15 protein-coding genes are annotated in these 24,744 nt (G+C 39.3%); 3 read left to right on the plus strand and 12 right to left on the minus strand.

The window, feature by feature from the left end; translation table 11 throughout:
- Positions 1-441 precede the first annotated feature (441 nt).
- Entirely contained in the window at positions 442-1,389 is a 948-nt protein-coding gene (locus DRF61_RS12420) for an NADP-dependent oxidoreductase (RefSeq protein ID WP_111957465.1), read from the minus strand.
- A gap of 92 nt (positions 1,390-1,481) precedes the next feature.
- Between DRF61_RS12420 and DRF61_RS12425 the strand changes: the two genes are divergently transcribed.
- Positions 1,482-2,324: an AraC family transcriptional regulator gene (locus DRF61_RS12425; RefSeq protein WP_174772290.1), complete on the plus strand. Its 843-nt coding sequence runs from the start codon at positions 1,482-1,484 to the stop codon at positions 2,322-2,324.
- A gap of 55 nt (positions 2,325-2,379) precedes the next feature.
- Here DRF61_RS12425 and DRF61_RS12430 read toward each other — a convergent pair whose 3' ends face one another.
- The 5 genes from DRF61_RS12430 to DRF61_RS12450 all read right to left on the minus strand — a co-directional run bounded on the left by DRF61_RS12430 (position 2,380) and on the right by DRF61_RS12450 (position 12,168).
- The gene (locus DRF61_RS12430; RefSeq protein ID WP_111957467.1) at positions 2,380-3,144 is read right to left on the minus strand and encodes a LytR/AlgR family response regulator transcription factor; all 765 of its coding nucleotides are present in this window, start codon (positions 3,142-3,144) and stop codon (positions 2,380-2,382) included.
- Between the two features lie 75 nt (positions 3,145-3,219).
- Complete coding sequence (locus DRF61_RS12435) at positions 3,220-4,539, minus strand: RagB/SusD family nutrient uptake outer membrane protein (RefSeq protein ID WP_111957469.1); 1,320 nt, start codon at positions 4,537-4,539, stop codon at positions 3,220-3,222.
- A gap of 11 nt (positions 4,540-4,550) precedes the next feature.
- Positions 4,551-7,880: a SusC/RagA family TonB-linked outer membrane protein gene (locus tag DRF61_RS12440; protein ID WP_111957471.1), complete on the minus strand. Its 3,330-nt coding sequence runs from the start codon at positions 7,878-7,880 to the stop codon at positions 4,551-4,553.
- A gap of 6 nt (positions 7,881-7,886) precedes the next feature.
- On the minus strand, positions 7,887-10,469 hold the full coding sequence (locus DRF61_RS12445) for a zinc-dependent metalloprotease (protein ID WP_111957473.1): 2,583 nt from the start codon (positions 10,467-10,469) through the stop codon (positions 7,887-7,889).
- A 112-nt stretch (positions 10,470-10,581) separates the two neighbouring features.
- Positions 10,582-12,168, minus strand: coding sequence for a histidine kinase (locus DRF61_RS12450; RefSeq protein WP_111957475.1), 1,587 nt, complete (start codon positions 12,166-12,168; stop codon positions 10,582-10,584).
- A 701-nt stretch (positions 12,169-12,869) separates the two neighbouring features.
- Here DRF61_RS12450 and DRF61_RS12460 point away from each other — a divergent pair.
- Complete coding sequence (locus tag DRF61_RS12460) at positions 12,870-16,556, plus strand: DUF6923 family protein (protein WP_111957479.1); 3,687 nt, start codon at positions 12,870-12,872, stop codon at positions 16,554-16,556.
- 25 nt (positions 16,557-16,581) lie between these two features.
- Positions 16,582-17,115, plus strand: coding sequence for a hypothetical protein (locus DRF61_RS12465; RefSeq protein ID WP_111957481.1), 534 nt, complete (start codon positions 16,582-16,584; stop codon positions 17,113-17,115).
- Between the two features lie 119 nt (positions 17,116-17,234).
- Here the strand turns inward: DRF61_RS12465 and DRF61_RS12470 are convergent, their stop codons facing one another.
- From DRF61_RS12470 to DRF61_RS12495, 6 genes are all read right to left on the minus strand, one after another.
- A complete protein-coding gene (locus tag DRF61_RS12470; RefSeq protein WP_111957483.1) occupies positions 17,235-17,546 on the minus strand; it encodes a helix-turn-helix domain-containing protein in 312 nt (103 codons plus the stop codon).
- Positions 17,547-17,551: 5 nt separating this feature from the next.
- On the minus strand, positions 17,552-17,977 hold the full coding sequence (locus DRF61_RS12475) for a transposase (RefSeq protein ID WP_228452490.1): 426 nt from the start codon (positions 17,975-17,977) through the stop codon (positions 17,552-17,554).
- Positions 17,978-18,162: 185 nt separating this feature from the next.
- The gene (locus tag DRF61_RS12480; protein ID WP_146896848.1) at positions 18,163-19,137 is read right to left on the minus strand and encodes a hypothetical protein; all 975 of its coding nucleotides are present in this window, start codon (positions 19,135-19,137) and stop codon (positions 18,163-18,165) included.
- A gap of 35 nt (positions 19,138-19,172) precedes the next feature.
- Positions 19,173-19,691 (minus strand): hypothetical protein, encoded by a 519-nt coding sequence (locus tag DRF61_RS12485; protein WP_111957487.1) that lies wholly within the window; start codon positions 19,689-19,691, stop codon positions 19,173-19,175.
- Positions 19,692-19,720: 29 nt separating this feature from the next.
- Positions 19,721-23,059 carry a hypothetical protein gene (locus tag DRF61_RS12490; protein ID WP_111957489.1) on the minus strand — a complete coding sequence of 1,113 codons (3,339 nt, stop codon included), beginning with the start codon at positions 23,057-23,059 and terminating at the stop codon, positions 19,721-19,723.
- Positions 23,060-23,098: 39 nt separating this feature from the next.
- Positions 23,099-24,529, minus strand: coding sequence for a hypothetical protein (locus DRF61_RS12495; RefSeq protein WP_111957492.1), 1,431 nt, complete (start codon positions 24,527-24,529; stop codon positions 23,099-23,101).
- Positions 24,530-24,744: the final 215 nt, after the last annotated feature.

A 24,744-nucleotide genomic window follows, 5' to 3' on the forward strand; every position in this document is an offset into this window, starting at 1 on the left:
ACATACCACACGTATATACTTATAAATCAATTTTTAAAAAAAATAATATGAAAATTTTATTATATTCAAAAAAAAGCTTTAAATCTAATACTTAAATGATACCGGACAAGTGAACATATACGGCGAATTCCAGGTGATCCGATGTTTATTGACAGATTTGACCTTCATAAGGCCAAGAGCACTGACGATATAATTTTTTAAACTATCGGTCTGTGCATTGGCATTGATATGAAATAAGGATAAGAAGGCCTGTGATCAGAAAGTAAAATCGTTTCATTGTATAGAATCAATTGAAGTATGGCAAAAATAATCCTTTTCACAAATGATCATACAACAAATGAAATACGACCTAAAATTGTTATCATCTGTTTGTCCGGTTACTTTAGGAATAATTAAAATAAATGATCTCCCAAAACCACTCTCATTTCCTGCACAGATTTTTTAAAACCTCACCACCACTTTCCCAACCGTCCGCCCGGTTTCAATTTGCTGATGTGCCTTAGCCATTTCTTCAAATTCAAATACATGGGAGACATAAGGTTTCAATATACCTGCTCCCAGTAAGGACGCAATCTGCTTCATATCGATCCCATCGGAATAGACAGACATAAAATAACAGGCATGTAGTTTTTTTTCACGGGCTCTCAATTCGTCATCTTCCGTATGTCCTGACGGTAATGTGACAATGGTTCCAAATGGTTTTAATACCTGTACTGATTTTTGAAAGTTTTTGCCTCCAATGGATTCAAGAACAAAGTCTAAATCCCTGAGTACTTTTTCAAAAGAAGTTGCATGGTAGTCGATATGCTCATCAGCCCCTTGTTTTAATACGAAATCACGATTGGACAATGAAGATGTACCAATGACATAGGCGCCCCTGTATTTTGCTATTTGTACAGCAAAATGTCCCACACCACCCGAAGCAGCATGGATAAGCACTTTATCTGTTGATCTCAACTTACCGTAGCTGTTAAATGCCTGCCATGCCGTTAAAGCCGCCATGGTACTTGCGGCAGCTTCTATGTGAGTGATATTCTTCGGTTTTAAAGTGAAATGTTCGGCCGGAGCTGCAACATATTCTGCATACCCTTTACCGTGTCCCACGAAATTGACCATCCCAAACACTTCATCATCAATGTGAAATTGCGTGACCTCACTTCCGACTTCCACCACTTCTCCAGAAATGTCCCAACCTAAAATCAATGGATTATATTGTGCGAGTTCTTTTGCCAGCGGAGCCTGTCGGCTTCTTACTTTGATGTCTACCGGATTAATGCTTACAGCTTTCACCTTAATCAGTACTTCATTTGTTTTTATTTCAGGTTTTTCTATGTTTTTATAAATAAGGCATTCAGTTCCTCCAAATTTCTCCAACACGATTGCTTTCATAGTACTTCTTTACTGTATTAATTTTACAAAAATAGACTGGAAAACAGAGTAAAAAAAGGTACATTTAAAGCTTATTTAGGTATCTTTACGATATGGCAAAAGAAAACATCCATCAGCCACTTGAAGTATTCTACGAAAAAGTGAATGATTGTCCTCTACGTGACAGGCAGTTCAATTTTTTCGAATTTGTATACGTCATTTCGGGCACGGGAAATCACACTGTGAATGGAAATAAGTTTTGGTATTCTGCAGGAGATCTATTTCTCATAACGCCCAATGACTGTCATGCATTTGATCTTGAACATACCTGCGAATTTATGGTGATCCGTTTTGGAGAAAGCTATATCCGGGAATATCAATGGAAAAGTATAGACCATATAGAATGTCTTTTATACTATGCATCCCATATACCAGGCTCGGTACTTGTTAATAATGATGACAGAAAAATGGTTGATTTAGTGATACAAAACCTACAGCAAGCTATTAAAAATCAATCTATTTACAATGAAGACCTCATCCGACATTTCGTGAATGCTGTTATCGTAATCGCTGCAAGGAACATGGCTATGATTCAGCCAAGGTTGATCACACTCAATGCTGGCAGCCGTATTTTGCAAATTCTGGATTACATTCAGAAACATATAAGCCGTCCTGAATTATTAAAGATTAGCATAATTTCTGAAAAATTCGGGTTATCCCCTACCTATCTTGGCAGCTATTTTCGTAAGCAATGCAATGAATCTATACAGCAGTATATCTCTTCTTACCGCATCCGGCTGATAGAGCACAGATTACGTTTCAGTGATAAAAGAGTTCATGAAATAGCCGATGAATTTGGGTTTGCTGATGAAAGCCATATCAATAAGTTTTTCAAACGACATAAGGGATTGAGTCTTAAAGCATACCGAGTGGGAATTAAATCATTAAAAGACTAAAATACATTTTAAATGATCACTCTGGAAGTCCGTTTTAAACACAATTATGTCTTAATCAGCTTTTCAGCCAGTTTAAGCATTCCGTAATCTGTCTTTTACTGATAAATACATCTGAATTGATTTCAGGAGCCGGAGAAAGTTTTAATTCTACTTTTTGACTGGAATGCTTGATAATCTCAACAATAGCATTTTTATTGATGATAAATTTGCGGTTGATCTTAAAAAACAGATCCGGATTCAGCTTATGGATGATATCTTTAATGGTATCATCATAAATATAGGTCCGGTTGTCCATCGTGGTAAGAAAAAGGTATTTTCCCGAAGCAAAAAAGTAAGCGGTATTATGCTCATCTATTGATTTCAGCTTGTTTCCTTCCCGTACCATGAAATGATTCATCTTTCCAGGATTTTCGGCCTGACGTAATGTCGAAATAGATTGTAAGACAGGTTCGGGATCAAAATTGGACCGTATGGAAATGAATTTCTGTAATGCTTTATGCAAATCCTCTTCTTCAAAAGGTTTCAGAAGATAATCTATGGTAAAATGCCTAAAAACACGTATTGCATATTCATCAAATGCAGTGATAAAAATAATGGGTGTAAAGAGTTCCACCTGGTCGAAAATCTCCAGACTCATACCGTCCCCCAGGTGAATATCCATAAAGATAAGGTCAGCAGAATGGTTTTCGAAGAAGTCTATGGCCTGTCTTTTTGAACGGAGAATCACGGTTTCTGTGACAGGGACTATGGTCTGCTTATCCAGCAGATCCCTGAGATAATTAACAGCCAGCAGTTCGTCTTCTATAATGGCGATTTTCATAACCTCACAAAAGTACGAAAAAACCGCTTAAACTATTACGTTCAAGCGGTTTCAGAGGATGTTAATATAAATGTTTTATAAATTCGGATTATTCTTCTTGGCACTCATAGGATATTCTATGGTATATCTCGGGTCATTCTGCTGAAGAATATATTCTACACCGTTGACGATATGAATAATTTTTTTCTGGTCTGCTCTTCTCAGATCAAACCATCTGTGGCCTTCGAGAGCAAACTCCCTGAATCTTTCGTCCAGAAGATAGCTCATGAGCTGTGAAGCATTCATTGGACTGATCTCGTTCTGAACTGCGGTATATCCTGCAGGAGTATATCTGTTGGCTAAAACTTTCAGCAATGCTTCTTTGGCTTCATCAAGCCTGTTGAGCTTTAATAATGCTTCAGATTTTATAAAGTATAATTCAGCTGTTCTGAAAGAGACCCTGAAATTATTACTGCCTCCTTTAATCACTTTATACTTATTGTTATTTTTTTCAAAATAGATTCCAAATCTTTTGTCTGTAGCGGAATTATATTTTGAAATCAATTCCGGAGAGGCGAAAATTACATTTTGAACATTGGTATTCAATGGGTTATCCAATGCCAGAATAGATTCCACGGACGTATACAGGTTGGGTGCAGTATTGCTGGTATTTAAATTACTTAATTCTCCTTTTACAGCCAATACCGTCTGTGCATTATACAGTGCTTTATTCCAGTCTCCCTGATAAAGAGCAAGTCTTGCATTAAAAGCAATCAGAGCATTTTTAGAAAATTTATAGTTAGCACCGGCAGCCTGCTGCTGTTCCACCATAAGCCCCTCCGCTTTTTCCATATCTTCATGAATCTGATTGTAGACTTCCTGTACGGTAGAAGGTTTTAGTACTGCTTCCATGTCAGCTTTTAAACTGATAGGAACTCCCCTGTCCGCGGAAGCCGTAGCAGCATTATAAGGTTTTGCATACAAATTAACCAAATCAAAATAGGAATACGCACGCAATGCATAAGCTTCTGCCAGAATCTGATTTTTTTCAGGAGAATCTTTCATGGTCTTGCTGCCTTCGTTGATCGCCTGGTTCAGGTAGAAGATTACCGTATAAAAATCTGCCCACTGAAATTCTTTTGTTTCAGCATCATAATTGCTGTCCTTCCACATAGCCAGTTCACGATAGTAAGGGAAATCACTGGTATTTTCATCTATTACCATCTCATCTGTACGAAGTGCAGAAAGGGATTTATGAATAGGATATTTGGAATAGGCGGACGTCAGTATTTTTCTGTAATCTTCAACGCTAACCGGAATCACTTTCCCTTCAGGCTGTATATCCAGAAAGCGGTCACAGCCGATACTTGTAAAGCTGATGACTGCCAGAGCAATGAATGTAGTTATTTTTCTCATTTTTTCAAGTTTTAAAAAGAAACATTAAAGCCAATTGTCACTGATTTGGCAATAGGCTGCGCATAAATATTACCATAGGTTTCGGGATCAAAATATCCTTTATACCCGTTACTGAATACAAACAGGTTACGCCCTTCCACACTCAGTCTCAGACTGCTGATTCCCATAGGATTCGTGAATTCTTTAGGAAGTGTATATCCTAAACGGATACTGCTGATTCTCAGGTAACTAATCTCTTTTGCCCATATATCAAGCAGACCATAGGTGTTGTTCGGGCTATCGGTAAGCCATTTGTTCCCCATCCATCCCGGGTTGCTTTCCATATCAGGACTTGTTATGGCCGGAAGTGAAATTCCTGCTTCGTAGATATCCCTTGTATAATTTCTTCCTCTGTCCAAATTCATTCCTCTGTAAGAAGGGGACCTCATCACCGTCTGTTTAAAGTTGAAAGCTGCTGAAACAGTCAGATCGAAATTATGTACTTTAAAGGTGTTTATAATACCCCCGGTAAATTTAGGATCCCTGTCTCCAACGTAGGTAAAAAGGCCTCTCATTTCTTCAGCGGTAAGCTTTGTTCCGACCAGCTGCCCCGGAAGGAATTCTTCATACACATCATAGAGTTTAAAGAAATCCTCAATTTTCACCTTTTCGTTTCCTTTCCAGAACATAGGGTTCCCGTTCTCATCCATCCCTGCCGTTTTCAAAGCAAATACAGCATTTACAGGAAGTCCTTCCCTCGAAGGAAGCATTGAATTCTGACGGGGCTGCTCAGTAATGACGTTACTTTTATTATGAGCAAAATTAATCGTGGTTGACCATTTGAAGTTTTCATTATCGATATTTCTCGTAGAAACTGCCAATTCAAAACCTTTGTTCGTTAAGCTTCCCCAATTCATCATCGTATAATTGAATCCTGTTTCAAGAGGTGTTTCTTTCATACTGATCATATCTGTTCCTTTTCTGCTGTATACATCGGCAGTAAGGTTGATACGGTTTTTAAACAAGCCCAGATCAAGCCCTAGATTCACATTGGTGGTTTTTTCCCAGCGGAGCTTATCATTCGGAGCCGTGATTACATTAATAATTTCTTCTTTTGTTCCGGGAAGAATGTTGGCTTCTCCATATTCACCGATAAAAAACGGAGAGGTATTACGGTCAATATTTCCCTGTAAACCATAGGAAGCCCTTAATCTCAGATTGGAAATAAGAGGTACATTCTTCATAAAGTTTTCCTTTGTCACCAGCCAGGAACCAGAAACAGCCCATATTGGCAGGTACTTGTACTTTTTATTGACTCCAAAAAGATTGGTCCCATCATATCTCACACTTCCGAAAAATGTATATTTCTGATCATAAGTATAAGAAGCCGTAGCAAACATAGAAGCATAAGCGTTCTCTACCGTAGGCATTTCACGATAGGTTTCGTATTTTTTATCTCCTGCATAATCAGAGTTGGGAAATATGATCGGGGTTCCTGTTTTGGTAAGACTGTTAAAACCAAAAGCTCTGGTAACCGTAGTATTATCCTCTGTTTTACGGATTTCAGTTCCGGCCATCAAATCAATCTCATGCACCGAATTAATTCTTGTGCTGTATAACCCCTGTAATTTCCAGTTGTATTGAAAGAAATCATTGTTCCAGTTTTGCTTAATATCTCCGGCAGGCAGGAAATAACGGTAGGCACCATCTTTATAGTAACGGGTTCCCTCTTTCATCTTTCTGGTAAAATAGGTTTCCTGTCCGGCGTATTTTTCTGTCTTATTGGTATCATACTGAATGCCCAGCTGTGAAGTAAACCTGAGACTTTTGGATGCTTTATACTCTAAATCCAATATCGCCTTTAATGACTGATTCTTCAGGGTATACTCTGTATTTTCTCTTTCTTCAAGAAAATTGAAGGGAATATAAGTATCTGCAAAACCGTCGATATCTTTGTCATAGCTATAACTTCCATCCGGATTGAAAGGATTCATATACGGATTGGCATTTCTTGAATAATTAACCGGGCTTGCTGATGCGTCTGCATCTGTCATAAACGACTCTTTCTCGCTGCGTGTTCCAAAAACAGAGATTCCTGCATTCAGCTTATCACTTATTTTGTAATTGTTCTTTAAAGTAAGGTTATATCGTTCAAAACCCGTCCCTATGGTGGTTCCTTCTTCATCATAATATCCCAGTGAGAAATAATAATCCGAACGGTCACTGCCTCCTGAAAGGCTTAATCCGTATTGCTTGTTGATGGCATTTCTATACAACAGTTTCCCCCAATCCGTATTGTTATTTCTTAAACCATCGATCTGCTGACGGGTAAAAGAATTCAATGCACCCAAACCTCCGTTTCTGAAGGCATCAAGCTGACTGTTTTTCATTAAAATTCTCATGACTTCACCTTTATCCGCACGATAAGTCAGGTCTGCACGGCTGGCAAGCATCAATTCGAGATCAACTTTTTCAGAGGCATTCAACAGGTTGAGTCTGTCGAAATCAGGGCGTGCCGTCACGAAAGTATCTGCTGAGAAATTCAGCTTCATCGTTCCTTTCTTTCCTTTTTTTGTTGTAATGGAAATCACACCGTTTGCAGCTCTGGCTCCATAAATGGCTGTAGCTGCTGCATCTTTCAGGATGGTAATATCTTCAATATCATTAGGATTAAGTCCGGCAATAGAAAAATTCTGAAGCTGGTCAATATTGTCTTTATCACTGAAATTCGGCACATCATTTCCTTCTAACGGAAGACCGTCAACTACCCATAACGGATCCTGTGGACCGGAAAGGGAAGCCGTTCCTCTGATTCTGATTTTTGCAGGGCTTCCCGGAGCTCCTGTTTCCGGTGTTACTACAACTCCGGCAATCTGTCCTGCCATCATCTGATCCACACTGGCAACACCGGCCTGGCTGATATTATCCATCTTCACCGTTGAAACAGCAGAAGTCTGCTTGCGTTTTTCAATTTTCTGGTATCCGGTAATGATAACTTCCTGAATTTTGTTTTTGTCTGTAACTTCAGGAATCAGTCTTACTGTATAATTAGTCTTATCTTCACTGATCTGAATGATCCTGGATTCATAGCCGGGATAGCTGATCAGTACAGACTTGGTATCTGCAGGAATTTCAAGGATGAATTTTCCGCTTTTATCGGTTACCGTACCTACGGATACGCTTTCAATAATTCCTTCAAGGTCGGTTTTGGTGGAAACGGACTGTGTTTCTATTTTTACAGATGCTCCTACAATAACACCAGAGGTATTTTCGTCTTCAATTTTTCCTGTAATAGTTTTCTTTTCCTGGGCCAACGCAATCTGAGCCGCCAAAAGAGGTAAAAGTATTAGAGTTTTTTTCATAGCTGATTATTTGTTTAAAGCCTCTTTTATCCGGATGATCAAGTCTGCGTAATGAGCCCTGGAAGCTTCATCTCCTTTATTGTTAGTTTTATATAGTAAGTTCAGTACTTTCTGGAGTTCTGCTCTTTTATAAGTGGTTACTTCAGATACTCTTTTCATGGATGAATAATTGATATTCCTAAGGCTCTGATCTTCTCCATGGAAGTTGCAGATCATCGGAACGTTCAGCGTATTTTCAACCTTTAGAGCTTTTACAGCTGTTTTTTCAAATAGTTTATTGACGGAAACGATTAAAGCATCCACATAATTTTTCTGGGTCATCTTTTCAAGAATGGTTAAACTTCCTTTTTTGTTGAAAATGGCCGCACGAACCTGGTTGAATAAATTTTCTACGGTGTAGATTTCTTCTTTTGAACCGGAAACTTCATGTTTTAATTCATTTTCGATCATTCTGAGCAGTCGGTCATCCATAAACAGGGAGTAAATATTCCCATATTGCATCCCTCTCGCTAAAGTATAAGGAGTCTGCTCGAACGGTCCCATCGGTGAGTTTTTAACCGGATAGGTTTTCTCTGTAATCGGATTGAAAAACAGCCATTCCGGAAGTTCTATTGCATTTTTAATGAGATAATCGACGGCTCTTTTCTGAGTTTCAGCAGGTACTGCCTCATAGGCTTTTTTATTGCTGCCAAAAACCGTCTGATTCAGATAAATGCCTCCTACATTGGCCATAACATGACCTGTGTAGAGATCCCATTGCCCTATTACTCCCAGATACAGCTTTCCGGCATCTGTATAGGTTTTTCCGTCTTCATAGGTCCATGTTAAAAGGTTCTTTACAACAGTCTTCAGGTTTTTGATCCCGTATTCACCGGCTTTCATGGCATCATCGCCCAGGTCTTCAGACTGTGAACGCGGATCGATGGTTTCCAGGTAATTCTGCTGTTCTCCATAGAAATACATAGGATCATCCTGGTGTTTTTCTATTAAATTCCTGAGTGCTTTTTTCTCGGATATTTCGTCCGGATACCAACGGTAACCCCATTCAATAGCATATTTATCATAGACTCCTATTTTTGGAGTAATGGCCGTAACCCCATCTTCCGGCTGGGCAACGTAATTGTACCTTGCATAATCCATAATGGAAGGTGCAGTTCCACCCATTTTATCAGTGAATTCTTTTGAACGAAGTGACTCTACAGGGAATGCAAAGGACGCTCCCATATTGTGCTTCAATCCAAAGGTATGCCCCACTTCATGGGAGGATACGAAACGGATTGCTTCCCCCATATGCTCATCACTGAATGTATTTCCCCTGGCTTTTGGATCTATCGGTCCTGTCTGGATTCTCATCCATTCCTGAAGGGATGTCATCACATTATGCCACCATATGATATCCGATTCAATGATTTCACCACTTCTCGGATCCACTACCGACGGCCCCATCGCATTGGCCTTAGGTGAGGCAGCATATGTGATCACAGAATATCTTACATCGTCAATATCAAAATCTTCATCTTTTTCATCGGGCATTTTAGCGATAACGGCATTTTTAAAGCCCGCTTTTTCAAAAGCTGCCTGCCAGTCATAGACGCCTGCAATGATTTTTTCACGCCATTGCTTTGGTGTTGATGGGTCTATGTAGTAAATAATCGGTTTTTTAGGTTCTACCAGCTCCCCTCTTAAGTATCGTTCTTTATCTTCATCTTTGGGTTCAAGCCTCCATCTGGTAATGAGCTGCTTTTCATCCATTTTCTGCTGACGGTCGTTGAATGTCCAATGTTTTTCACTGAAAAATCCGACTCTTGAATCAGCTGTTCTCGGCTGCATCGGTATTTTGGAAAGCAAAACGAGGTTGGTAGTAACTCCAAGGGTTACCGGCAGGTCCACGCCTCCTTCGTTTACGGATGTCGTCAGTTGAGACTTCACCACAAGGTTCTGAGGAAAGGTTTTTACTTTTTCTATGTAGGAAAGGTTTGATTTTACGGATCCCCCAAGACCTACATTGGCCAGAACATCATTGAAACTTTTCTGATTTCCGTCAAATATTTTATTGACCTTAATGGCTACAGAGGTAGAATCGCTGTTTTGGGCTTCAATATCAAAAACCTCAATCACAGATTCTGAAAAGTTATCTTTAACAGATCTTGTAATGGCGTCATTTTTAGGTGATGATACCTGTGGAACCACAGTTTTCACCCAAACTTTTTTGGCTACGGTGTCCCGGTGAAAGGAAATGACTTTGTTTTCATAGTTCATTCCTTTATTCAGACCAGCTTCGTTTACCTGCATCGGGACCTGTGACAGTTTATTGACTACCAGAAACTGACGTCCCATCAGGCTGTCAGGAATTTCAAAATATACATCTGTTTTTACCTGAATGGTATTAAGAAGTCCTTTTTTGTAAGTTCCTTTTTTGATCAGATCATCAATTTTCTTTGCTTTTTTTGATGAAGAGTCTGTTTTTTCTGATTTTTCTTTATCTGTTTTTAAAGTGTCTTTTTTCTGCGCAAGTGCTGCCGGTGAGGTTAAAGCGAGTCCTAAGTACAGTGCCAGTCTGTAGTTCTTCATTAAAATAGTCCTATTCATTCCAAATTATTAGATATCCCATGTTTCTGCCGCAAAACTATAGGTAAAGAAATAATATCAACATTAATAGGGAGTGAGAGGTGTATTTTTGGGAGTGAGTGGATTTCATTTTTTATTCCAATAAGGGTAAAAAACATATGAAATATTCACCATCTACTGAAATATTAACAGAATTATTTTTAAAATAGTCATAAACCTGATTCAAATAATCAATTCCGAATTTCTCGCCCTGAACCTTTTCTTCTGTCTTTGGCTGCCATGTATTTTTAATACTAATACCATCATGTTCTACAGTAATGATAATGTCCAATGGATGATCTATGGTAGCAATATTATGTTTGATGGCATTTTCCACGACCATCTGAAGAGAAAGATACGGAATCCGCTTTTCGAGACTTTTTTGGTCATTGATGACGAGATCAAAAGTAAGTTCCTCATCAAACCTGCTTTTTAAAAGATCCATATACTGCCGAATAAAACTGATTTCCTGGGCAACAGGAACAATATTTTCTTTGGGAGGTACAATAAGATACCGGTAAATCCTGGAAAGATTCATGGTGAATTTCTGTGCATTCTCTTTGTTGATCCCAATGAGCATATAAAGAGAATTCAGGGAGTTGAACAGGAAGTGGGGATTGATGTTATTTTTAAGCTGCTGAAGCTGATGCAGGGCTTCTGCTTTGTGCATTTTCTCGTTATCCACCAGCAGGAGATTTTTTTCAGACTGGATCTTTTCTTTTTCTCTGTATGCCAACGCTGTGGATCTTTGGAATAAGATAAAAACGGTAACAATAAGAAAAAGAGCTGCAAGAAAGATATACACGGTGTAGGTCTTTGTTTTATTGACACTCTCATCTATCAGGAAGTTCACGTGATTTACGACGGTGTATCCTTCAAAATTATCAGTCTTCAGTGATTTTATAAAGCGGGTCACGTCTACGTTCAGATACTCGGAGACCGTGCTTCCTTCTGTATATCCCGATTTTGTATTACCCGTTAATGTGTCTTTTGGTTTAATGTTAGTAAACGCAAAAATATTTTTGCCTAAATATTTCTTTTCAGGATGGGTAATGCAGACACCTTCTTTGGTAAAAACGTAGGCATAATTGTTCGGGGTTTTATCTATATTGATGAAGTATTCGTGAAGATCATCCAGGCTTACTGCAGAGCCATAATACAACAGATCTTTATTGGACAGTGTAAGAGAGTCATAACTTACCCAGTACATACTGTCTTTACGGATGTTTAAAAAATCACGGAAATGTCCGGAGCCGTTATTGTCTATCTTTATGTACTTCCCTTCTTTTCCTTTTTTTCTGAACAGGTAAGATAAAGGGCTGCCGCTTTCAAATTTCCCGGAAGCATGGCTATAGTAAGCATACCAACTGTAAGGCAGCAGATTACGTTTTCGGTTCAGGTCGTTCAGAACGGAAGAGTATTCTTTATAATTTTTCAGACCGTCTTTCTGGATCAAGGCCCGAAGAAGATACTGATAGTCTTCGATATTCCTGAATTCTTTTTCTATGGTTTCGTATTTCCTGAAAAATGTTTTCCGGGCAAATTCTTCATTATTTTTCCGGCTGTCATGAGTAATAAGAACACTCAGAATGGCAAAAGCGGTTGCGGCAATTAAACAGGTCGACAGAACCGCTATATAAATAGATTTCTGAGATATTATGTGTTTAAAATTAATATTCAATTCTTATGATTATTTTACATTGATTTTTAATAATCATATTAATATTTTGTTGGTGTCTGTTTTCAACGAAGCTTAGTATACTTTGCATGCACTAAGGCTGTTAAGACGGAACAATCTTTGGTGATTCAACTAAGCGAATACTTAATCTAATGCTTTTTTGAAGCTCTCAATTTCACTGCGGTTCACTTTTAGAATATATAAGGAGCAACAATATAATTTGATTTATAAATGGAGATTAATCAATTCAAAATGAGCACTTTGAATATGAAAATCAAACAATTAAAACCAAGAACTCTAGTTTGGGATTACAAATATAAAAAGAAATTAAGAATTTAATGTACTCTATCAAGAGATCCGTTACAAAAACAAGTGTGATTTTATTGATACAAAAGAGTATCTTTCAATAGTTTATCTACAGTATAAAATGAGATAATATTTCCCAACCTTTACTAATTTTTGTCTTTTAGCAACTAATTTGGGTTCGAAATTTCCTTCATTTCCTGACTTTTGATCGATTTTTTCTGTTAATAAATTTACAAAGGTCTTTTTTGTTCTTAATGAGACAATACCTCTTTTCTTGCCATTTCAGGCGTTTATTTTCAATTTTATTAAAATTTATATTCAATAAATAAAAAATTGTTAAAAATTTATTAAAAATACAAATAATAATTTCTATTTTTAAGTAGCATAAAATGTAAATCATGATAAAAAACCTATTTTCTAAACCCAGTTATGGCCAGGAAGCTATTAGGGGCAAACTTTTCTTATTGATAGTGGTATTATCCACGGTTTGCTCAAAAGCACAATCCCCTTCCCTAGAGATGGCCGCAGGTGACAGTAATCCCACTACCAATGTAACCAATGTTGTAGGCAGTACTGTAATCAGACTACGAAACAATACAGACAACCCTACTGGTAGTACTTATGCTACTTATGCAAATCCCAGTGCTTTGAATGTTACGTATACTATGAGCAATCAGCAGTATACACAAACCAATTTTACCGGCTATAACGGAGCTATTTTCATGGGATATCCGGGAGAACCTATTCTGACATTAATGAATGCTTTCGGAAATACAACTGCTAATACTCCTTTTACGAGCAGTGATGCACCGGTAGGGACTGGTATTGACATTACAACAAACAGGGCTATCAATTTTTCCACCAATGTTCAGCCACTGACAGCTGCTGGAAGAGCCACAAATCAACGTTGGCAAATGGCGGACTTAACGCTTACTTTCAGCAGACCGGTTAATAATCCATATTTACAGATTAATGCACTCGGAGGAACGTCAAACGGACAATCTTATACAGCAGAATTTGATTATGTGTCTTCTAATGTGCCGGTAACTTTTTCAAAGATATCGGGTACGGCGCTTTTGAATGTTACTTCCACTCAGATACTAAATTCAGCCACAACTCCTGATGGTGCAGCCGCCAATGCTTCCAGAGGAACTGTATTGGTATCCGGCACAGGTATAACAACTATAACCTTGAGAATATTTACACGTGGAGCAGCTGCCAATACAGGTACTAACTGGCATGGAACAACAAACACAGCAGGAGATGGATATATGCTGGGGGTAACTGCCTCAGAATCGAACTTAGGCGTTACAAAAACAGTTAATAACTCAACACCAGCTGCAGGAAGCACTATCAACTTCACTGTGACGGCAAATAATACGGGCGCTTCCAATAATACCAATGTGATCGTAAATGACCTTCTTCCCTCGGGATACACTTATGTTAGTTCTACAACCTCTACTGGGACCTATAATAGCGGAACCGGAGTCTGGACCATAGGAAGTCTAAATGCTGGTGCAAGCGCTACTTTACAAGTTAATGCAATCGTGAAAAGCACAGGTAGCTATATGAACACAGCTACTATTTCCGGAGATCTTCTGGATCCTGATAGTACGAATAATACCGCAAGCGTAACACCAACACCGGTTATTACTGATACAGACGGTGATGGGATTGATAATACTGTAGATCTTGATGATGATAATGACGGCATTTTAGATACAGATGAAGGCTTTTGTACATCTCAAAGTGTCTATACTTTGAATATGGCCAGCACCTTGGCAGGAGCTACCATAGGAGTTAATGGCGGAAGCTTTAATCTGGTATATACCCTAACTTCCGGTCCAGCAGTAGCATCATTAGGAAGCAGTTTTAATGTTCCTTTCTCCTATTCAGATCTTAACAATACGGTGAATGCACAAAACCATACCTGGAGTATATTCAATACTTCAGCAACTGAATTCAGAATACTTCCCAATACAACTTCTTTGTATACCGGCTTACCTACTAATAATACAACCACTGAAGATCAGAGTGGTGCCTCACCGAATACACCAGACTCATGGTTCAGATATCTGCTAAGCACCAATAGAATTTCTCAATTAGGAAATTACACCACTACCATAGGAAGTTTACCTACAGTAACGGGAACTTCTTCTTATAGTAGCAATACTGCACTCAATTTATTTTCGACTTTTAATGCCTCCAATGCAGGAGCAGTTCTGGGAAGCGGATATTATTCAAGAATGCAATTCCAGAACACTACCAATACAGGGGCTGGAGCTGCAACATTGCCTTTTGGGGTAAATTACGGTAATACCTATACATGGAATTACACAGCATTTACCAGTACAGCAGGCACAGGCGCCGGAAATGCTGGTGACAGAGGACTGATCACTATTTCACAGAATACGGTTACTTTCTGTAATCACAGAGATACAGACGGAGATGGAACACCGGATTATCTGGATCTGGATTCCGACGGAGATGGCTGTTATGATTCTCTTGAAGGAGATGAAAATGTACTTGTTGCACAGTTGAATCCAAATGGAAGTATTGCAGGAGCTGTTGACGCCCAAGGGGTACCCGTGATCGTTAATTCTGGTGGAGCTGCAGATTCAGGTGCAGATCAGGGACAAGGAGTCGGAACCTCAGCTAATTCGGCGATTCAGGATACTCAGTGTTTAACAGGGTTCGGATGTACTAACAATATGTACCTTTCTCAATTAAATACATTATATAATGTAGACACTGCTACCAATCCTTTTACCTATACACAGATCGGACCTGCCGCCGCTACAAATTATAATGCAATAGGCATTAATCCGCTTGATGGTTTCATGTATGGAATGCTTACCAACTCTAATACGATTATCCGTATCAATGCCGACGGTACCTATAATACACTCGGAGCGGTAACAGGTTTACCTGGTGCAGTTATATATAACTCAGGAGAAATAGATAATCTGGGAAACTATTATGTAAAATTAAATACCAATAATAATCAGATTTACAGAATAAACCTGACAACGTTAACTGCTACATTGATTACGCTTTCAGCTAGTGTTAATTTACCTGATATGGCATATAGCATAACTACGGGACTGTTGTATGGTGTTAACTCAACTAATGGGCAGCTCGTGTCCGTTAATCCGACTACAGGAGCTGTGGTCCCAATAGGAATTACACCTGGAGCTGTTAATTTTGGGGCTATGTTTGCTTCCAGCACAAGTGAAATGTTTGGCGTTGATAATACAGGAGGTTTTTATCAGTTTAATCTTACCACCGGACAGAGAGTTCTTATTTCCAATGCACCTCCAAGTTCCGGAAATGACGGTGCACATTGTGTTAATACCCCTATAGTTTTCAGTGCTGATCTTGCTGTAACTAAAACAGACGGTGTTACAACCTATGCTCCAGGTACCTCTACCACTTATACTGTAACAGTGAGTAACAGTGGGCCGTTTGGAGTTCTAGGGGCCACTGTTTCAGATCCTGTTCCTGCAGGAATTCCACCTGCAAATGTGAGTTATACCGCAGTTGCGGCAGGCGGAGCCACTACATCCGTATCCGGAACGCAATCAGGAGCAATTAATGACCTGGTGAGCCTTCCCGTTGGAGGTACTGTAACCTATACAGTGGTGGTAAATATACCTTTTGCCTATTCGGGAAATCTTGTTAATACAGTAACCATTACTCCTCCGTCTAATATAACTGAAGTAAATAATACCAATAATACGGCAACAGATACGGATACCCAGGCAGTGTGTTATAAGCCGGCGGTAACAGCAGGAACAGCTTTAGACTCTCCTATGGGAATTACTTCCCTGGCAAGAGCCGGGGCTTCTACAGGAGGTAATAATTGGCCGATGGTAAGAAAAGGCGCCTGGACTGTTCTTGAAGCCAAAACGAAAGGGTTTGTGCTCAATAGGCTGACTTCAGCACAGATTACTGCTATCCCGGCTGCTAATCTGGTAGAAGGAATGATGGTGTATAATATTACCCTGGATTGTTTACAGGTTAATACCAATGGGACTGCTGCCGGATGGGCTTGCTTTAATACCCAAACTTGTCCTACTAATTAATTAACTTACTTTTAATATATTCAAGATGAAAAATATTTTCGTAATCATATTGACCTTATTCTGTGAGCTTGCTTTTTCGCAGGTTGCAATAGGAAAGACACTCGTTTCGTCTCCATCTGCTTCACTGGATTTTGGAACTGCCAACCGGGGAATAGTACTCCCCTGGGTAACTTCAACAGGAGCTGTAGCAGGTGTTGTGAACGGGACAATGGCCTATGACCTTACTGATAAAAAAGTGAAGGTAAAATATGTTTCAGGCTGGAAAGATCTCTCAGTGGACAATTCAGGAACTACCGTTGATCCGCTGACTAGTGTAGATGGGGTAACTATCCAAAATACAGCTACAGAAAATACAGCTGCCAAAACATCCATAGGTACTCCAACCTCTACTCCGGGTATTTTGGTTTTGGAAGACACCAATAAAGCAATGATTCTTCCCAAAGTGGACAGTCCACATCTTAATATCATCAACCCGGCTCCGGGAATGATGGTGTATGATACTTTTAATAAACAGTTAGCTGTTTTTAACGGTAACGTCTGGACTTTCTGGAAACAGTAATATATAAACTTACAAATCAAAAAAATAAGCAGCCTCAATGAGGCTGCTTATTTTTTCCCTGAAATCTTGAATTATTCTACACCTTAATTTAAAATCTAGTCAAGATTACTGAAACTTTATTATATTTTTTCCTGATAAATCTTTTTCCATTTTGCCACAGTATTCCTGCTGAGTCTATACTCATTAGCTAATTGTGTATTATTAAGATCATATTCTTTTTGATAGCGGAGCAATACAATGATGGATTCTTCATCATAAGATTTTGACTGTTGAGTGATATAAGACTTTTTCTCCCCTACCGTTTTTGATATCAAATTATTGAATTTAATAATATCAATGCTTTTATCCAATGGTGGAATGGAAATCTCTTTTTCCAAGCCTTTACATTTTAGAAGATCAGAATAAATTTTTTGGTAATTAGGTGTTCTCATAGATTTTAATGTTTTCTTAGCCACTTATACAGTGTAGTTCTTGGAATATTATACTCTTCAGTGATCTGTGATACAGTCTTTTGATCAGAAGCGACCAGACCAACCAAAAATTCTTTGATTTCCTTGGTATAAATATTTTTTCTGAAAATAATCTTTTCTCCGCTCTCTCTTATTTTCTTATTGTTTTTAGTATGAGAGATCCCGTCATACAATAAAAGATGGGTTACATATATTCTAAAAAAATCATATTCTAGCAGCTTGCTCCATTTTAGAAGAGAATCTGTATCTATACTTTTATTGCCATACATCCTTATTACCTCTTTCTCTCCGGTTTTGAAGAAATTGCACGCCCTTTCAATAGAAATTTCTTTCTGTTCCATCTGCTCTTTAATATAACTTCCTATATGTATTTCTTTAAAATCTATATCCATATTATTGAAGATTAGTTTTTTTTATATGCTTTTCTACCCATCTATAAATCATCCATTTATAAAGATTTTTCTTAGAGATATTATTTTCTTTGGAAACTTGTGAAATGCTTTTTTGCTTAGTATCAATCAGTTCTAAAATAAAGTTTCTTATTTCTTTTTCATTGTGATGCATTGGATTCATTATATTAAGGTACAGATAGTTGTTGCATTGAGAAATTCCGGCTTTCTACAAGGGAATTAGGAGCCGTAATTTGTACATTTGTAGTAGGTTTATCTCCGGCTCCCCAATTCATCGTCAGATAAATCCGGTCTCCTGCATTCAAATGCACTATACAATTTACATTAATAGGTGTATTCGCTGACTGGGCAATGATATCCATAAAATTTCCCCGATTACCACCAATAATATTCGCAACAGATGTCCCATTTTTAGTAATATTCAGGTTAATCCCCGTCCATTGAAAAGCACCCGAAGGCGCGCCGCCACTCCCAAAATAGGAATATCCTTCTATTTTGTACACTCCTGATTCCAAAATCTGCCAGTAATCTCCTGCATCATTCCATGATACAGATCCCCCTTGATTAACAATAACATCTCCTACAGAAAATGGGATAATTTGTGGAGTACTGTTATTAAAAGCGGTAAATGCAGTTCCTGTATAAGTTACTGTATCCGTGGCTCCCAGCGCGGCAATAGTTGCCGTTGTTTTGTCGATGAATGTAGCCAGCTCCCATGTGGTACCGGAAGCTGTTCCTTTGCTGATCATCATAGCATAGCCACCAGGATTCAACTTAAAGCTTGCCACTCCTGCTCCCGATTGGTTGTCTATTAATTCCGTTCCACCTGCTGCAATGGTGAGCTGGCCTGTTCCGGTATTTTTAATATAATATACCCTTCCCAGGATATTTCCAGCAGCAGGACTGGCTGCTACAGCTACCGGCAGAGTAAATGTAGCAGGAGTACTGCCATTAAATGCCATATAGAAATCATTGCCCCCAAGCGTGGTGGATGTTGATACATTTTTATATTGTCCGGCTATAGAACCATTGACTGTCAGGGTACTTCCCGGCAAGGAAGTATTAATTCCAACATTTCCCGCCTGTGAATAAACAGCGAATGGTAGCATGATTAAAGCCGCAAATACTATTTTTTTCATCATAATATTTTATAAATTGATAATAGAGAATAATTTCATTAGGGTTTCCAGAAAGACCATACTGTTCCGTTGAAAACAGCAAGCTGATGCTTCACATTGTCATACACAATCATTCCTGCAGAAGGACTGATGATGTTTGCATGCGGGCTGTCCACTTTGGGAAGGATCATTGCTTTATTAATATCTGTCAACACTAAAACACCCGGAGTGGTATCAGTAGCAGCATTGGTTCCTATTCCCGTTTTAGCGGAAGATTTTTCAACAAGCGGATCCTGTAATGTGGTATTCACAGCTCCTGTAGTATCTATGCTTAAGTCAAACCAATTTCCGTTTTTGCGGTATTTGATCTTTTTATCTGTGATATCATAGATCATGGTACCATCTACAGCTCCTGTTACTCCTGCTGCGGAAGTCACCCAGGGTAATAACAGTCCCCTGTTTTCTGTTCCAAACTCCAGTGAAACAGATGAGTTGGTCACTGAGCTCTTGCCTATTGCCACCTGTGAAGAAACACAGGTAGAAATAACAGCCAATATTGAGATGAATATTTTTTTCATTTTGAGAATATTATGAGTTGATAGGGTTATTAATAATCCGGACAGGTTTGTGTGTTGAAACACTGCCAGCTGAATGAAGTTCCATTATTTGTGGTGGTATAGATCTTTAAGCAGTCAGCTTCTTCATCATACACCATCATTCCTTCTACAGGAGTGGCAATGGCATTCACCTGGGCTGTGGTAGGGATTCTGTTCACGACAAATCCTTTGGTTTTAGCCTCCAGTGCTGTCCATGCTCCTTTACGAACCATGGGCCAGTTGCCGTTGTTTATTCCTGCTCTTCCCAGTGCTGTTATACCAGATTTAGTATCCAATACGGTTCCGGCCAGTGCTGCCGGCTTGTAACAGAAACATCCTGAACTGATGGACGCATTTTGAGAATCACCTATTGCCTGTCCTGCAGCTCCTGCAATAGTGGGAACACCATTAGCATCAACACATGAAGAGCCTGCACATAAATTCTGATTAGAAGCCGTAGACCCTGTTCCTACAGAGAGGCTGCTTGCCGCAGTTACTAATTGTAAGCTTGCAATATTAGCAGCTCCTTCCAGTGCATCCACACATCCGTCATTATCTGAGTCCAGGTCAAGCTGATTAGGAATGCCATCCAAATCAGTATCTATGGAAGTACAAGTCTCCTGCCCGTCTAAAAACACATCAAAACCATACGCCCAAACATCTGCAGCTACTCTTAATTCAGCATTGGTGATTGTTGCCGTAGCTTGGTAGGTTGTAAAAACAGTTGCATCCGGCAGAAACACGATCTTCCTGTCTGCATCCCGGATAAAAACAGCTTTCCCATTGGCATCTACCATTGCTGCTTCATAGGTTCTGGTTAAGGAAGCAATGGTCATTTGTATTGCTCCGGACTGGTTGAATGTACTTTCCGGCCAATATCCATTGGTAAAAACAGCATCACCAATAAGTCCGTAGGGAACATCTGTATTTAAATTATTATTAGTAACCTGATATCCGTAATCTGTTGCATTATTCTGGGAAACAATCACTCCCTTGCTATTATTTTCGGACCAGGAAAGTATTCTGGTATTTACGGCTGTTGAAAGCTTATCCACGGAGGTTTGGGCATCAGCTGCTGAGGACCCTACATAGAAAATATCTATATTATCAGTCAATAATTGTGTTTCAGTAATGGCTGCTTCAGTAGCATAAGGTACAAATGTAATCCCTGGAATTTTGTCATAAGTGCCTGTAGGGCTAAAATTAGCTGTATTGCTGAGCATGTTGATCATTAACCCGGTTCTTCCAAGAGCTGTATTTAGATACCCTATTCTCAGATTTCTGGTCAATCCACTACAAACGTTCCCTTCATTTGTATCCAATATACCATCATTATCATCATCCAAATCTGCAGCATCTGGTAGAATATCTCCATCGCTGTCCAGACATTTTCTGATCGTAGCATCCAATGCCTGAGGATCATAAGTACTCAGATAATCCGGAATCCCGTTAGTATTGGTATCTACAATATCTGCTAAACCATCACTGTTGGTATCTGTTGCCGTACCTGCAAGTGAAGTAAAGGTATAGTTAGGAGTTAAAGAAGTTGTTGCTCCGGCTTCTAAAGCATCACTACAGGTATCCCCATCTGAGTTTAAATCCAGATGATTGGGAGTACCATCCCCATCCGTATCTAGTGTGCTGCACTGAGGCGTAACAAATCTGTCAAAAAAATAGGTCCAGGTATCTGCAATGGCCTTTTGGTCATTGGTCGTCGGAGTGACCATGCCGGATTCAGCATTATATATGGTAGCATCCGGGAAAATCAGCAAATTATATCCTCTATCTGTAATCACTACAGGTCTGAGATTCGCATCTGTCATCAGAATGTCAAACTGCCTTGTAGTAGACTGGATCGTCATCTGAACTGTCCCTGACTGATTCAGGGAAGAAGTTGGCCAATATCCGTTGGTGTAGGTATTCGTTCCTATAGTTCCCGAAGGTGTGTTGGGATTGACATTATTAGGGGTAATGGTATACCCATAATCTATAGCATTATTCTGAAGGGCAAATATGGATTTGCTGTTATTCTGGGCCCAGGTGATCAGTCTGGTATTAAGGGCTGTAGATACCTTGTCTGCACTGGTGGTAGCATCGGCCGCCGAGGAACCTACAAAAAATACATCTACATTATTGGCCAGTAAGCTGGCTTCAGTGATACTGGCTTCGGTAGCAAAAGGCACCAATGTGATCCCTGTGGTTTTATTATAAGTACCGTAGGGACCAAAGTTATTTAGGTTTAACAGCATATTGGAAGCCAAACCATCGTCTCCTACGCCACTGTTTAAATATCCTACCCTGATGTTCCTGTCTATTCTTCCGCAGAATTCTCCTTCGGTAGTATCTGGTACTCCGTCATTATCATCATCTATATCAATAGGGTTTGGAACCCCGTCGTTATCTGTGTCGGTACACAGGTTCTGATTAGAATTGCTGGCATATTTTGCATAGGTGGAAACATAAGAGACCTGTCCGCTGTCTACACTGGTTTCTACTGCATTCGCCAAACCATTGGCTCCGTAAGGCGCAGGTAAAATGCTGATCGTTTTATTGGAAGTCGCTCCTCCTTCGTATGCATCCGGACAGCCATCTCCATCACTGTCGGTATCCAAATGATTGGGCTTTCCGTCTCCATCCGTATCTACACTGCAAATTCCGGGTTTCGGATGTGCTGAAGGGATATAAACCGTAGCTGTTGAAAGCAGGGATGAGATTTCGTGTATTGCAGCCGTACCCGCAGTTACAGAGGTTGCATTACCTGCAGAAACGGTTCCTATATACCTGATCTGGTAATATAGATATGCTGTTGTAGAAGTATTTGTAAAAGTAGGATTGGTACCAGCTATACTAATTCCGGCACCTGTGGTAAGAAGCGTAAAGGTGGTACCATCATTAGAACCGTATAATTTGGCAAAACCACTAGCCGCCATTCCACTGGCAGCCTGGGTAACCGACATCGATTTTAGGATTACCGGAGTTGGATACTGTACCGTAAAGATTCCTGATCCTGAAGTGATGGTTTGTAATGCTGCAAAATTATAAGCAGTAACGGTAGTTCCGTCATTAAGGTTATCATTATAAAGCAACGGGATCGTATTTCCGGCCGCAGGATCCCCGACTCCCCCATTTAATGTTGAAATGACAGAAGTAATCCTGTTGGCTTCATATACCGTATAGAAGCAGTCCGGCGATTCTTCCGCATCCGGAATACCATCGTTATCGTCATCCAGATCAATGACATCTGTAATGCCATCACTATCTGAATCCTGAGCTTTTACTATATTTGTTCCTGCCAAAAAAAACAAGAATATAGTAAAGAAGCCAACTAAAAAATTAAAATTTTTCATCATTTGTATTTTATTTCTCCAACAACTGAACAATTAAACTCATTAATTTTTATTAATAAATTTTTCCAACTGCATATTTTTTTCTTTTAAAGTTTTTATTTCTTTCTTTAATTCAAAAACATACAGATACAGTTCTTCTATTTTTTCCAGGTTTATTTCCGCAGCTCTGTTGAGTACAATTCCACCCTGAGCTTCTATTTCAGAGGCAGAAGGAACTCCAGGTAAATGCTTATTAAGGCGTGTATATTCTTCCACCTGATCCAGGTCCATCATTGTATAAGATGGCTTTAGCTTTGATAATCCGTCAAAATGCTTTTCAAACACATAATCAGGGGTTATTGTTCCCGAGGCTAAAATGTTACCAATAACATGCAGCTTTTGCGAAGGGCTCATTGTTCCTATCCCGAAATTCCCGTTGGTTGCCAGGACAGCTCTGTTGGTTCCCACTCCAAAAACCAAGGGCCCGGAAGAAGTGTTGGTCCCTACGAATAATTCCGTGCTTCCGGTAGATAATAACCTAGAAGTCCCATCCGTTAAAAGCTCCATATCCAACATTCGGCTGGAGCCAATCAAAGCTCTGATCAAGGAGCTACTGCTTCCTCTTGTAATCAGCCTTGTGCTGCCCGGGACAGCTACATTAATATCAAACGCTATATGATTGTTTGTGTTGGTAGTTCCATTTTGAAACCACAGCATTTTGTTATTGGTTGAAACCATTCTGTCACCCGTAAGAGTCCCATCAGAATTATAAATATTTACTCCCTGCGGAAGGGTAACGGAGCTTGAAGAAATCCCATTGACTGTAGTAGTCAGTGTATTTCCTGAAATGGTGTTGGTCACACTGTTGATGATAGGTGCTGTACGTGCAATCCCGTTGACCGTTGAGGTCATCGTGTTACCTGAGCTGCTTAACAGGTTCGTGGTAGCTGCCGTAATAGCAGGACCCAGATTAACCGTATTGCTTGCAATTCCATTTACCGTGCTTGTTAAGCTGCTCCCGGATAATGACAATGCATTAGTATTAATTATAGGAACAGTAGCCCCCGTCACTCCATTAACCGTTGTAGATAAGACGTTCCCTGAAGAGGTGTTGCTTACAGTATTTACAGCCGTAGTACTCGCTGCAACTCCGTTCACGGTGGAAGTAATCGTATTGCCCGTTGAGCCCAATACATTGGTTGTGATTCCTGAGTTTTTTGCCAATACCCATCTTGTCCCGTCATCATAATATAATGCCGGAATCACATCATTTACTGTTGCTGTGTTATAGGCTACCATTCCCGCTACGTGAACTGATAGAGGAGCCGGAGAAACTGTGGAAACTAATGCTAGCCTTGGAGGCAGAAGTCCTTTGTTAGCTGAAACGATATCTAATGCTGCATCAGGATTAGGAGTAGAAGTATTTATGCCAACCTGAGCAAATGAGAAAGTTGAAATCAGGAAAATTCCTGCAGAAATTACATTTTTTTTCATTGTGTTGTTTTGTTTTTAGAATGTCTGTTTAATCAAAAAGCGAGAAGAAGGAAAAGTGATAATTCACTTCCGATCTCAACTTATTGGTAATTTAGATTATTATACCTGTATAGAAAAGGTATAGGAAGGGTTACAGTATTTTTCATCATTTGTGTTGTGTTTTTATAAGGCTGCCAAAATTGTATAGAAATAAGTATAAAATTTTATAACGTGAT

Origin of the sequence: Chryseobacterium lathyri, assembly GCF_003290185.1 — a bacterium.
GTDB lineage: Bacteria > Bacteroidota > Bacteroidia > Flavobacteriales > Weeksellaceae > Chryseobacterium > Chryseobacterium lathyri.

What these genes read in the sequence shown, in the direction of transcription:
- DRF61_RS12420 (WP_111957465.1), bottom strand. Translation starts at nt 1,389, where the DNA reads ATGAAAGCAATCGTGTTGGAGAAATTTGGAGGAACTGAATGCCTTATT.
- DRF61_RS12425 (WP_174772290.1), top strand. Translation starts at nt 1,482, where the DNA reads ATGGCAAAAGAAAACATCCATCAGCCACTTGAAGTATTCTACGAAAAA.
- DRF61_RS12430 (WP_111957467.1), bottom strand. Translation starts at nt 3,144, where the DNA reads ATGAAAATCGCCATTATAGAAGACGAACTGCTGGCTGTTAATTATCTC.
- DRF61_RS12435 (WP_111957469.1), bottom strand. Translation starts at nt 4,539, where the DNA reads ATGAGAAAAATAACTACATTCATTGCTCTGGCAGTCATCAGCTTTACA.
- DRF61_RS12440 (WP_111957471.1), bottom strand. Translation starts at nt 7,880, where the DNA reads ATGAAAAAAACTCTAATACTTTTACCTCTTTTGGCGGCTCAGATTGCG.
- DRF61_RS12445 (WP_111957473.1), bottom strand. Translation starts at nt 10,469, where the DNA reads ATGAATAGGACTATTTTAATGAAGAACTACAGACTGGCACTGTACTTA.
- DRF61_RS12460 (WP_111957479.1), top strand. Translation starts at nt 12,870, where the DNA reads ATGATAAAAAACCTATTTTCTAAACCCAGTTATGGCCAGGAAGCTATT.
- DRF61_RS12465 (WP_111957481.1), top strand. Translation starts at nt 16,582, where the DNA reads ATGAAAAATATTTTCGTAATCATATTGACCTTATTCTGTGAGCTTGCT.
- DRF61_RS12470 (WP_111957483.1), bottom strand. Translation starts at nt 17,546, where the DNA reads ATGAGAACACCTAATTACCAAAAAATTTATTCTGATCTTCTAAAATGT.
- DRF61_RS12475 (WP_228452490.1), bottom strand. Translation starts at nt 17,977, where the DNA reads ATGGATATAGATTTTAAAGAAATACATATAGGAAGTTATATTAAAGAG.
- DRF61_RS12480 (WP_146896848.1), bottom strand. Translation starts at nt 19,137, where the DNA reads ATGATGAAAAAAATAGTATTTGCGGCTTTAATCATGCTACCATTCGCT.
- DRF61_RS12485 (WP_111957487.1), bottom strand. Translation starts at nt 19,691, where the DNA reads ATGAAAAAAATATTCATCTCAATATTGGCTGTTATTTCTACCTGTGTT.
- DRF61_RS12490 (WP_111957489.1), bottom strand. Translation starts at nt 23,059, where the DNA reads ATGATGAAAAATTTTAATTTTTTAGTTGGCTTCTTTACTATATTCTTG.
- DRF61_RS12495 (WP_111957492.1), bottom strand. Translation starts at nt 24,529, where the DNA reads ATGAAAAAAAATGTAATTTCTGCAGGAATTTTCCTGATTTCAACTTTC.